At 45.6% G+C, this 12,566-nt stretch carries 9 protein-coding genes; 5 read left to right on the forward strand and 4 right to left on the reverse strand.

What is annotated here, in order from left to right; translation table 11 throughout:
- Positions 1 to 24: 24 nt before the first annotated feature.
- The 4 genes from OO016_RS01655 to OO016_RS01670 form a co-directional block, all read right to left on the reverse strand.
- Positions 25 to 2,829 carry a TonB-dependent receptor gene (locus tag OO016_RS01655; protein WP_266010287.1) on the reverse strand — a complete coding sequence of 935 codons (2,805 nt, stop codon included), beginning with the start codon at positions 2,827 to 2,829 and terminating at the stop codon, positions 25 to 27.
- A gap of 220 nt (positions 2,830 to 3,049) precedes the next feature.
- On the reverse strand, positions 3,050 to 4,897 hold the full coding sequence (gene glmS, locus OO016_RS01660) for a glutamine--fructose-6-phosphate transaminase (isomerizing) (RefSeq protein ID WP_266010288.1): 1,848 nt from the start codon (positions 4,895 to 4,897) through the stop codon (positions 3,050 to 3,052).
- Between the two features lie 107 nt (positions 4,898 to 5,004).
- On the reverse strand, positions 5,005 to 6,819 hold the full coding sequence (locus OO016_RS01665; RefSeq protein WP_266010289.1) for a DUF4270 domain-containing protein: 1,815 nt from the start codon (positions 6,817 to 6,819) through the stop codon (positions 5,005 to 5,007).
- A gap of 17 nt (positions 6,820 to 6,836) precedes the next feature.
- On the reverse strand, positions 6,837 to 7,646 hold the full coding sequence (locus OO016_RS01670) for a glycogen/starch synthase (RefSeq protein WP_266010290.1): 810 nt from the start codon (positions 7,644 to 7,646) through the stop codon (positions 6,837 to 6,839).
- A 102-nt stretch (positions 7,647 to 7,748) separates the two neighbouring features.
- Between OO016_RS01670 and panC the strand changes: the two genes are divergently transcribed.
- From panC to radA, 5 genes are all read left to right on the forward strand, one after another.
- Entirely contained in the window at positions 7,749 to 8,597 is an 849-nt protein-coding gene (panC, locus tag OO016_RS01675) for a pantoate--beta-alanine ligase (RefSeq protein WP_266010292.1), read from the forward strand.
- A 13-nt stretch (positions 8,598 to 8,610) separates the two neighbouring features.
- Positions 8,611 to 8,961 (forward strand): aspartate 1-decarboxylase, encoded by a 351-nt coding sequence (gene panD / locus OO016_RS01680; RefSeq protein ID WP_266010294.1) that lies wholly within the window; start codon positions 8,611 to 8,613, stop codon positions 8,959 to 8,961.
- Between the two features lie 2 nt (positions 8,962 to 8,963).
- The gene (locus OO016_RS01685; RefSeq protein WP_266010296.1) at positions 8,964 to 9,929 is read left to right on the forward strand and encodes a lysylphosphatidylglycerol synthase transmembrane domain-containing protein; all 966 of its coding nucleotides are present in this window, start codon (positions 8,964 to 8,966) and stop codon (positions 9,927 to 9,929) included.
- A 27-nt stretch (positions 9,930 to 9,956) separates the two neighbouring features.
- A complete protein-coding gene (locus tag OO016_RS01690; RefSeq protein WP_266010298.1) occupies positions 9,957 to 11,102 on the forward strand; it encodes an alpha/beta hydrolase in 1,146 nt (381 codons plus the stop codon).
- A 106-nt stretch (positions 11,103 to 11,208) separates the two neighbouring features.
- Complete coding sequence (radA, locus tag OO016_RS01695) at positions 11,209 to 12,564, forward strand: DNA repair protein RadA (protein WP_266010300.1); 1,356 nt, start codon at positions 11,209 to 11,211, stop codon at positions 12,562 to 12,564.
- Positions 12,565 to 12,566 lie beyond the last annotated feature (2 nt).

Raw genomic sequence — 12,566 nt, forward strand, 5'->3', positions numbered from 1 at the left:
TTTCAAAATACTTTATCCTAAGGTTTAAGGGTTTATAGCCCAGGATACGTAGAAAATAGAACCTACGGCCCCTGTACCAATTGCTGAGAAATACTCCTGTCCCAAAATGTTAGATCCACCTGCCTTGAAAACAGACTTGATGCTTGGCACGGCATAGTTGATCTGAGCATCCACAATATTGTAAGAAGGTATCTGCCCGTCTGCAAAACTGGCCTGCCAGAAATAGGTATCATTCCAGCGGTAATTGATATTGAAGCCAAAGTTTTCAAACAGGGCTGTATTTCCAAAGGAAGCCTTAACCTTGTGGTTAGGAGTGTTGAAGTTAGTTCGGAAATCAGGGAATGCAGCCTGGTCAAAATCAAGATCGGCATAGGTGTAGTTAACACCAATGTCGTAATTCCCGAATATCTTTGCATCCACTCCAATAGTAGCCCCATAGGAATCGATATCCACCAGGGCATTGGTGTAGGTCTGGTATGCCTTGAAGTCCCCATTTTGAAGTGCCAACAATGAAAGGGAATTGTCCCCAACCTGACCGTAAAGGGGAACCAGAACAGTGGTCTGGGAGATAAAATTCTTATACCTGTTGTAGTAAGCACTCAGGTCAATAACCACTTTTCCAAACTGTGCCCGGTAACCCACCTCATAAGCGGTGATCTCCTCAGGTTCCACCAGGGGTGTATCAAGATCATACTCAACATCGTCAAGTTCTATAATTGAAGGATTGGGATTTACCGGAGCCTGAGGGTTACCTGCCTGAACTGAGGCCAGTGAAAATGCGTTGGTATAGGCGTCGATCCCCACAATGGTAGATGTGGTTCCTCCCGTTATAATCCGTCCTGACTCTGAAAGCGGCCAATCCCTGACATCACGTAACAGGTTGTCCGGTGCAGACCCTACAAGTACGGCCGCTCCCGCATCCAACCCAATAAAAAGGTCTTGTGTAGTCGGGTTTCTGAATCCCTGCTGGACCGAGAACCTGAAGTTTTGTTTCCTATTTTCTCCTGCAGTGTAGACTGCCGAAAACCTCGGGGAATAAAACCCATCAAAGAACTCATTCTTGTCGTAGCGCACTGAGCCTGTCAGCTTCAAGCGCTCATCCATTAATTTTTTCTGCAATTGCATATAGGCTCCGTACTCGTTATAAGTAATTGGGCCATCAATGTCTGTAAAAATAGTTCCCTGCGAATTCAGCTCATATTCACGGAAAGAACCTCCGATCTGAATATCCATAAAGTCACCGGTCAGGTGGCTGAAGTTATAATTCGCATCGATATGACGGAACTTGGTGTTATCAATAAACTTAGCTCCCGTGGTTAAATCACCATCACTGATAACGCGGTTAAAAGCGCTTTGAAATTGTGGTGTTCCCGGTATCAATCGGCCAGTATCGGCTGCCTGTCGCGCCAGGGCATGGGCAGTAGCCTCATCCAGTGGATTCCCTGTGCCAATCCCCAGGCGAGCTCCAATATATGTAGCAGCATAGTCACCGAACCAGTCCGTATCCGATTTCCACTGCCGGTTTAGGTTAATGGCTGCAAAACGGGTGTCATAGGAATCCCCTGAGTTTTCAGAGGTAATATATCCCCTAACGAAAAAATTGTCATTTCGTATCTCAATCTTGTGCTGCTGCAGTATGAAATTACGTACCGCATAGCGGTTAGCCCCCTGGTAAATGGTATTCCCCCTACCTACACGACCGTTGTAAATGATCTCAAAATCATCGGCAAAAGGACGGTAATACAGGGAAAAGTCAGTCTTTACGCTTTCGGCACCATAGTTTACCAAATCCCGTTCATCATATCCTGTACGTGAAACATTAGCCGAACCTAATGTCCCAGAAGGCAGGTCTGCCAGCTCATCAAAGTTCAGCGGAATTGTAAAGTCGTCCCCATAAACGTTGAGTCCATTATAAGAAGGGTCAGAGCGATCGGCCCCCGGATTGAATAGATCATCAGTCCTGTTGGCGTGCCAGTCTTCCCCTTTCAGGAAGGAGAAGTTGGCCTTAATCGCCAGCTTGTCGCTGAAAGCATGTGCTGCACGTACACCAAAATCATAATAATTATTGTCGCCCGCAGCTTCCTGGGAAGTGATCCCTGTCTTAAAATAGGCACTAATCCCCTGGAAATCAAACGGACTTTTACTCCTCATGAACAGGATCCCGTTAAAAGCGCCTGCTCCATAAAGTGCAGAAGATGCCCCAGGCAGGATTTCAATACTCTGAACTTCCAGCTCGGACATACCTACCAGGTTACCCAGTACGAAGTTGAGACCGGGAGCGGTGTTGTCCATCCCGTCTACCAGCTGCATAAAACGGGTATTGGCAAAGGTGGCAAACCCACGGGTGTTAACAGACTGGAAGGTTAAACTGTTGGTGTTGATGTCTACTCCTTTTAAATTTTGCAGTCCGTCATAGAATGTGGCTGCCGTGGTGTTTTTTATTTCCTTGATTCCAAAGCGTTCAATGGAAACAGGAGATTCAAAAACCCGTTCAGGTGTACGTGAAGCCCCGAGCACTACCTCATCCAGACTGGTTGCGCTGTAGGTGAGTCCAATCCTCAAATCATCCGTTGCCTGCGTAATGGCTATAGTGCGTGTGGCATAGCCCGTATAGGAAACAACGATGTTGAACGGGGGATCAGATGGTGCTGAAAGGGTGAATTGTCCGTCAAAATTGGTAGTTGTTCCTGTTGTTGTACCTTCAACGAGTATAGTGGCCCCAATAAGGAGTTCACCTGTATCGTTATCCACAACAGTTCCGCCGATCTGCGTCTGGGAATACGCAAAGAAACCCATGAATAAAAGGGTTCCAAGAATCATTCTTTTCATTCGTGTACCGAGTTAATTAGTTTAGTTTAACCTGCAAGATACTCATTTTTTCCCATGAGAATCGCATATCCGCAAAAAGTAGGGGGCATTGCCGCTAATAATACAATTTAAGCGGTTGATTATTTGGGACTTGACAATTACCCAAAAAGGTACAGGTTCAGGCGAACCTGACTCCAACATTGAATTCCGATCAGATAGGAACTGTATTATTTGTGAGTTGCTACTCTACGGTAACAGACTTGGCCAGGTTCCTGGGCTGGTCTACGTTACAACCGCGCATTACAGCAATATGGTACGATAATAACTGCAGTGGAATGGTAGTCAGCAGCGGACTCAGGCTTTCAAAAGTTTCCGGAATCTCAATCACGTGGTCCGCCAGATCGCGGACCTGTTCATCTCCTTCGGTAACAATTGCGATAATCTTACCCTTTCTGGATTTGATTTCCTGTATGTTGCTTACTACCTTTTCGTAATGGCCTTTTCGGGTCGCAATAACGATTACAGGCATTTGCTCATCGATCAGTGCAATAGGACCGTGCTTCATTTCTGCAGCAGGATAACCCTCGGCATGGATATAACTGATCTCCTTTAGTTTCAGAGCACCTTCAAGGGCAACCGGGAAATTATACCCCCTGCCCAGGTACAGGCAGTTATCCGAATCTTTGTAGTCTTCGGCAATAATTTCGACCAGTGGGTTGCCTTCAAGTGTCTTTTCCACCTTGGCGGGAATTCCCTCCAGTTCTATCAAATGCTGGTGGAACTGATCTTCGGAAAGTTCCCCTTTTTCTTTAGCCAGCTTTAGGGCGACTAATGTAAGTACAGTAATCTGAGTGGTGAAGGCCTTGGTTGAGGCTACTCCAATTTCAGGACCGGCATGGGTATAAGCTCCGGCGTGTGTTTCTCTCGCTATGGAAGAACCTACAACATTGCATACCCCAAAAACAAAGGCTCCATTCTCCTTGGCCAGTTTTATTGCTGCCAGGGTATCTGCTGTTTCCCCGGACTGAGAAATGGCTATAACCACATCGTTTTCAGTAATCACAGGATTCCGGTAACGGAATTCGGAAGCGTACTCCACCTCTACAGGAATCCTCGCTAGGTCCTCAAAAATATATTCGGCTACAAGGCCAGCATGCCAGGAGGTTCCGCAGGCTACAATAATGATCCGGTTAGCATTGAGGAATTTCTCCATATGCTGGTCCAGACCAGACATTTTAATAATTCCTTCGTTTACCAGCATCCTTCCCCTGTAGGTATCCTTTATAGCCCGTGGTTGCTCGTATATTTCCTTGAGCATAAAATGGTCATAACCACCCTTTTCAATTTCCTCAAGGTTCATTTGCAGTTCCTGTATCATAGGATAGGTAATGGCATCATCCTTAATCTTGCGAAGTTTGATTTCCTTACCAAGGCGAACCACAGCCATTTCCCCATCCTCCAGATAAAGAGCGTTTTTGGTAAATTCAATAAATGGAGAGGCATCCGAGGCAATAAAAAATTCGCCTTCACCTACCCCAATAGCCAATGGGCTACCCAATCTGGCGACAACGATTTCATCGGGTTTTTTCTTGTCAAATACAGCAATAGCGTATGCCCCCACTACCTGGTTCAGGGCCATTTGCACAGCCTTGCCCAATTTGACGCCTTCCTGTTTTTTAACCTCTTCAATCAGGTTAACCAGGACTTCGGTATCGGTATCGGATTCGAACTTATACCCCCTGTTAATAAGCTCCTTTTTCAGGGATTCGTAATTTTCAATAATCCCGTTATGGATAATGACAAGGTCTCCGGAATTGGAATAGTGTGGGTGGGAGTTAACATCATTAGGCACTCCGTGAGTTGCCCATCGGGTATGACCAATCCCCAGGTAACCGGCGAGGGAAATGGTATTCTCAGAAATACTCTTGAGGTCCTCAACCTTGCCTTTGGTTTTGGACAGGTTGATTTCATTCCCGTCGTAAAGCGCAATACCGGCACTGTCGTAACCCCGGTATTCCAGCCTTTGCAACCCTTTGATAATTATGGGATAAGCATCCCTATGACCAATGTAACCTACTATGCCACACATATGATTTCAGATTAAAAACAGGATAAAGTTACTATTTGAATAGATTCTCTACCAATATATCGTTCAGATAACGAAAATCTTCTATGATTGGTATACGGGCCTCTAGCTTAGTTGGTTTCAGTGTAGAATATTTCCAGTTTAAGCCTGCGATCGTCAGTTTCAGGCACATTGCTTCCTACAAGGACGGTACCCAGAGGAGTAATATTGCCGCTTACCGGAATCCTCTTCTCTATCCCGCCAGGCAGGATAGCATTGGAAGTGCCCGTAAATCGGATATCCGGGACCGTCATAAGTCCAAGCGTAGCATTTGCAGAGTCCCGAACTATGATATCATTAATGTATTCTGTAATGCGCACGGAATATTTAATTCCCTTGTCATCCTCCTCCTCGAGGAAGCCGTCGTATATCAGAAATAGGCCAAAGGCCGATTGGGAAACTGAAAATTCTGTTCTTTCATCGAATAGGGGTGCATTAGTTTCCGCATTATACAGATATAGCCTGGGAGGTTCAGGAATACCACCGGCATTGTCCAGGGTTTCCCTGTCTACGTAAAAAACCAGATTGGCCTCGTTGATTATCCAGTTATTGGCTTTGATTTGATTGATAATATCCTCCCCGTTGTTTTCATCAAATAACTTGATCTCCGCATAAGAGCCACTGCCCCCTTTAAGGTAAATTCGGGAGGCATTAAGGCCAGTGTCCATTTCATCTAAAATCGGCTGGGGAAACGATTCGTTAAGCAGGGTATTTACCGCATTACCATTAATAGCTGTAAAGTTTCTTCCCCCGGTTATCAGCCCCAGTACATAATTTCGCTCCTCCTTGTTAATAACTCCATCACTGAGCACATCGTACTCGTAATCGATGGTTATAGTGGCTTCGGCAAAATTTAACAGCAACATTATGTCGTCTTCCGGGGCGATGGAAAAATGTAATCCTCTTAAAAATTCATTAAAGGTAGAGCTACTTACTAATTCGGAGGCCCCTTCCTTGTCTATAATATTTTCCTGGAAAAACTGGGGATCAAGAGCCACACGTATCCCTGGTTGGAGACGCTGGTCTACCAGTTCGGATTCATCTACATCCGTTGTCTCGGGATCATCTTCCTGAAATGTAATGTATTCCTCATCGCTTATTTGCACCTGACCTTCAAACAGTACATCTGAAACAAATGCTGGTGAAAATTCCTGGGAAGAATAATATTCCTGGGCTTCCAAGAATCCGGCATCAGGATCCAGGTCACGAAGAAAATAGGTAGATCGTTCAATTTTAAGATTAAACGGCGTGGAAATGTCACCATAAATACTGTCCAGGTCTACCCTTCTCGGAAAAGCGTTGGCTATGGTTTCCTCATCCTCACCATCCGGTATTCCGTCTCCATCGGTATCATTGCTTAGTGGATTAAGCCCTGCTGCCCTCTCCTGGTTGTCAGTCAATCCATCTCCATCAGTATCACTGTTGGGATCGTCAGGATCAGCATCAAAAACATTGGGAACACCGTCCTGATCGCGATCCGCATTGGTGTTTTGGAGGTAGGGAATGTAGAAAGTAACACCGGTAACGGTTTCGTTTTCGTCTATGATATTATCAGTGTCATCCGTATCGGCAGTATCTTCGGTAGCCTGTGTAAAGCTCCCGAATAAAGGGCTGTTGCCTCCTGCCAGGGATACCTGTGAAGTAACGCTTGCCGTGGTCTTCCCATAAATAGGATCGTTGTAGTTTCCCAGCTGGTAAATGGGCAACTTATTGGTCTGTACCGCCTCAATCTTCTTATTATAGGCAAAAACGTCAAAAACTGCCTTATCCGTTTCAAAGGGTTCACCCCCAATTACTCCTTCACCCAGGGTAACCAAATCCTCTTCGCAAGCTAAAAAGGACAAAAAGAAAACCCCACCAATCAAGGGAAGCACAATCTTTTTCATATGCAACTGCTTCAATGCTATTTTAATACTTCTGTGGTGTAAAACTGCGTATAGGCTTCTTCGAACTCCTGTATGGAAACATAGGGCAAAGCAGGTATTTGAAGTTTATCCACATAGGCCGTTAACTCTTCAGGAATATCTTCTGAAGCGAAAATAACTGCATCGGAGTAATCAACAGCTACCTTTAACAAATTATTATAGGAGGCCTTTTCCAGGGTGGTTATGCTATCTGCATCAATGCCATCAAAGGCGATTTTATTTTTCATGTTTGGATCCAGTTCCCCTTCAAAACCCCTGCCATAAATAGAGGTTACGATCTTACTGTCTGCAAAAATGGGTTCATCCGCATAATATTTCCTAAGGTATAGCGGCAATAGCGAAGCCATCCAGCCATGTACATGTATAATATCAGGAGACCAGTTGAGTTTCTTAACAGTTTCCACAACCCCTTTGGCAAAGAAAATTGCCCTTTCATCATTGTCGGCAAACAAATTGCCGTCCTCATCCGTAAAGGTTGCCTTGCGCTTAAAATATTCCTCGTTGTCTATAAAATAAACCTGGATACGTTCTTTGGGAATAGAGGCTACTTTGATAATCAGGGGCATATCCAGATCATTGATAACCAGATTCATACCTGACAGGCGTATTACTTCATGAAGCTGATGTCTGCGCTCATTGATGTTTCCATACCTCGGCATAAATATCCTTATCTGGCCTCCGCTGGCGTTCACCATCCTGGGGGCTTCGTAAGACATCAGGGAAACTTCATTCTCGGGTAAATAGGGCACTAATTCAGAAGATACAAACAATATCTTTTTACCATTCATACAAGTAGTATTTCGGTTATCGAAGAAACGTAGCTGCAAAATTACAAAAATTATGAAGAATACCCGTAATTATAGTAAGTTTGCACGCCCGTAACCAGAGATATGACTACGATCAACACACGCGAAGAACTGCGCATCTTCCTGGAAGGTGAGCGCAATGAAGCCAGGGAAATAGGTCTGGTCCCCACTATGGGGGCCCTGCATGAAGGGCACCTGAGCCTTATTGAGCGAGCCGTTCAGGAAAATGACCGTGTTATCGTTAGCATATTCGTAAACCCAACTCAGTTCAACAACCCGGAAGACCTGGAGAAATATCCACAGAACCTGCAGGCCGATCTGGATATACTGAAAACCTTCCTTCCCAAAGTGGTGGTTTTTGCTCCTGCTATTGAAGAGGTATACGCCGGGCAGGTCAAAGCTCTTGATTATGACCTTGGGGGACTTGATCAGGTTATGGAAGGGGCATACCGTGAGGGGCATTTTCAAGGAGTGGCCACTATTGTGGAAACATTGCTACGGCTTACTTCCCCGGACAGGGCCTATTTTGGTGAGAAAGATTACCAGCAACTGCAGATTATCAAAAAACTGGTAAAGGATAAGGGGCTGGAGGTTACCATCTGTCCCTGTCCTATTGTCAGAGAACCGAATGGCCTTGCCATGAGTTCCCGTAATACCCGACTGCCAAAACGACTTAGGGAGCGGGCCGGAATCATTTACCAGACCCTTCAATCTGCCAGGCAACAATTTGGCACAGAAAGTGTTAGTAAGATAATGGATTGGGTGCAGGAGGTATTCAGTAATGAAGCAGATTTCGAGCTGGAATATTTTTCCATAGCCGATGCCAACACGCTGATCCCCATTAATACAAAAAACGAAAACCAGGAATACAGGGCATTTATCGCGGTTTACGCCGGAGATATCAGGCTAATTGATAACCTTGCCCTGAATTGATTAATTTTGTCCGATGCAAGTAGAAGTAGTTAAGTCGAAAATACACAGGGTTCGCGTTACCGGAGCGGATCTGAACTATATTGGCAGCATAACCATAGATGAAGACCTTATGGATGCCGCCAACATTATTAGGGGTGAAAAAGTACAGGTGGTTAACAACAATAACGGTGAACGCCTGGAAACTTACGTAATCCCGGGGCCCCGTGGCAGTGGTGAGTTAACCTTAAATGGAGCGGCTGCGCGTAAAGTTGCCGTGGGGGATATCCTTATCCTCATTACCTATGCCAGGATGGATATTGAAGAAGCCAGAACCTTCAATCCGGCACTGGTCTTCCCCAATGAAGAGACCAATCTTTTACAATAATTTTGAGCAAAAAACTGGTCAAGCTTCTCAAAACCATACTCCCAATAGGCCTGGGTCTTTTTTTGGTGTGGTATTCTTATGCCATTACTTCGGAAGAAGACCGGAAACAAATACTGAAATATATAGGTGAGGCTAATCCTGTTTGGGTATCCCTGTCGATTCTAATCGGGATCCTCAGCCATATTTCAAGAGCTGTACGCTGGAACTACCTACTAGAGCCGCTGGGATACAGGCCCAGGATTACCAATAACGTTCTGATTATCCTGATGGCCTACTTCACCAACCTGGGAATCCCGAGGTCTGGAGAAGTTCTCAGGGCTACTGCCCTTGCCAGTTATGAAAATGTGCCTTTTCAAAAGGGTTTCGGCACCATAGTCACGGAAAGGGTTATTGACCTGCTCATGCTTTTCCTGATAATACTGATCGCCTTGTTTTCTCAGACAGATATCATCATGGAATATCTCAGAGACCATGGGCTTGGAATGGGGACTACCCTGGCCATAGTAGGACTTGGGGTTGCGGGTATGTTTATCTTTCTGGCCTTTATGCGAAGGTCTTCTTCCCAATTTGCCGTTAAGCTCAAGGATTTTGTCAGAGGCCTTCTGGATGGCATCCTGAGCATTTTCAAAATGGAAAAAAAGTGGCCTTTTGTACTGCACACTTTATTCATTTGGGGTGCTTATATACTCATGTTCTGGGTTATCAAATACACCGTTGCCGAAACAGTATCACTCAGCTTTGGAGAATTACTGGTAGGCTTTGTTGCCGGGGCCTTTGCCATGTCTACCACCAATGGTGGAATTGGCCTTTATCCCATTGCGGTTAGTGCCTCACTGGGGATTTTTGGCGTAAGTTCAGTGGGCGGTGACGCATTTGGCTGGATCATGTGGATTGCGCAAACCCTGATGATCGTAGTTTTTGGCGCAATATCCTTCCTCATCATACCGTTATTGAACAGAAACAGATAAACCGTACTGTTTCTCAAAAGACAACCCATGAGACGAATTCTATTGTCAATGGCCTTCGCCATTAGCTTCCTTGGCTTAAATGCCCAGGTTACACAGGAAATTTTTGAATCCTTCAAATTGCAGGAAAGGCGCAATATTCAGTATTACATCCCTGAAGACTATGACCCGGGGAAAAAATACCCGCTAGTAGTGGTACTGGACGGGGAATATTTGTTTGACCTGGTGGTAGCCAATGCTAAATTCTACAGCAAATTCCAGGGTATGCCTGAAGCGATAGTCCTGGGTGTTGGACAACAACCCGACAACCTGAGGTGGGAGGATTGTGCTTTTGATGAACGCAATGGCCTTCCCGGAGAAAAAGGTCCTCAATTCTACGAGTTTCTCGGCATGGAAGTTATCCCATTTCTTGAGACTTCCTACAGCACGGCGCCGTTCAAAATATTCGTGGGATATGATATTACCGCCAATTTTGGCAACTACTTCCTTTTTAAGGATAAATCCATTTTTAATGCCTATATCAGCATATCCCCATTCCTTGCTCCGCAAATGGCAAGTAGGGTTCCCGAGCGCCTCAATGTGCTCCAGCAGCAGATCTATTATCACCTGATCGTCCCTACGGGCAAAGGCGACAATTGGAATGCCACTTTGCAACTGGACAAGGGCTTAAAGAGTCTCAACAAGGAAAATATTCAGTATTATTTTGATGAATACAAAGCAGCCGATGACACCTCTGTTATCACCTACGGACTGGGTAAGGCATGGGACCGTACCTTCGGTATCTTCAAACCCATTACGCCCCAGGAGTACAAGACACAAATCCTGACTTCAGAGGCTCCGGTATTTGACTACCTGAAAGAAAAGTACGATAAAATCCAAACCCTTTTTGGTTTTCGAAAGAAAGTTGAGCTGAATGATATTATGGCAATATATGCCGGCTGCCGGAAAAAAGATGATTTCGAATCCCTCAAACCCCTGGCAGAATTATGTAAATCCGAATTCCCGGATACCATGCTGGGATATTATTTGGAAGGGGAATACTACGAAGAAATCGGGGAGCCCAAAAAAGCCCTGAGGACTTTTGAAAAGGCCTTTGGTATGAAAGAAATCGATTTCCTTACCAAGGATATGGCCCTGGAAAAAATGGAGGCGCTCAAAGCTGATTTCGGATACTAAGTTCCTATCCTGAAATAATCCACTAATATCTGGGAAAGTACCGGATCCGTCTTTGTTTTTCCTGACGGACACGATATCTTTATGGTCTTGCTCACCTAGAGGTATCATGGCCAAAACAAAAACTGCTTTTTTCTGCCAGAATTGCGGAACCCAGTACGCCAAATGGATTGGACAGTGTTCTGCCTGTAAAGGCTGGAACACCATTGTAGAAGAAGTGATCCAGAAAGAGGCCACTACCTGGAAGACAACTCAGGAAAGTTCCCGCATAGCAAAACCCAGGAGAATTAAGGAGATCAGCCTGGAAAAGGAATCACGATTAGACCTGCGCGACACAGAGTTTAACCGGGTGCTGGGTGGAGGACTGGTTCCTGGTTCCCTGGTATTATTAGGCGGTGAACCCGGAATAGGCAAGAGTACGCTGGTTTTGCAAACGGTATTAAAGCTCCCGGTAAAATCCCTGTACGTTTCCGGGGAGGAAAGCGAAAAGCAGATCAAAATGCGCGCAGAACGCATTCTGGAAGGAAATGAAAACTGTTTTATACTAACCGAAACCAAAACCCAGAATATATTCCGGCAAATAGAAGCCCTGCAACCTGAACTACTGGTTATCGATTCCATACAGACCCTGCATACAGATTACATTGAATCTGCAGCGGGAAGCATCTCCCAAATACGAGAATGCACTGCCGAACTAATCCGCTTTGCCAAAGAGACCCATACGCCCGTAATCCTGATCGGGCACATTACCAAGGAAGGGCAGATTGCAGGACCCAAGATCCTGGAGCACATGGTAGATACCGTATTGCAGTTTGAAGGTGACCGGCACTATGTGTACCGAATCCTCCGGGCATTGAAAAATCGCTTTGGTTCCACATCAGAACTGGGCATTTATGAAATGCAGGAAAAAGGGCTCAGGGAAGTGAGCAATCCTTCAGAGGTCCTGATATCAGGGAATCGCGATGGATTGAGTGGCACCGCCATTGCCGCCACACTGGAAGGTATGCGACCACTGATGATAGAGGTACAGGCCCTTGTGAGCACAGCCGTGTACGGCACCCCGCAGCGTTCGGCAACGGGCTACAATGCCAAACGCCTGAATATGTTGCTGGCAGTGCTTGAAAAAAGAGCCGGATTCCGGCTTGGGGCTAAGGACGTGTTTCTGAATATAACCGGGGGGATCAGCATTGACGACCCGGCATTGGACCTGGCGGTTGTGGCTGCTATCCTTTCGAGCAATGCAGATGTGGCAGTTCAGAAGGACTGGTGTTTTGCGGCAGAAATCGGGCTGGCAGGTGAGATACGGCCTGTTCAACGGGTGGAGCAAAGGATACAGGAAGCTGAAAAACTGGGCTTCTCTCGCATTTTTGTTTCAAAGCACAATAAACTAAGCGGAAACAAGGGCGGCATAGAACCTGTCCTGGTGTCCAGGATTGAAGAAGTTGTGCAGTTCCTGCTTCCCTGAAA

Origin of the sequence: Lentiprolixibacter aurantiacus (genome assembly GCF_026241225.1) — a bacterium.
Taxonomy (GTDB): Bacteria; Bacteroidota; Bacteroidia; order Flavobacteriales; family Flavobacteriaceae; genus Lentiprolixibacter; species Lentiprolixibacter aurantiacus.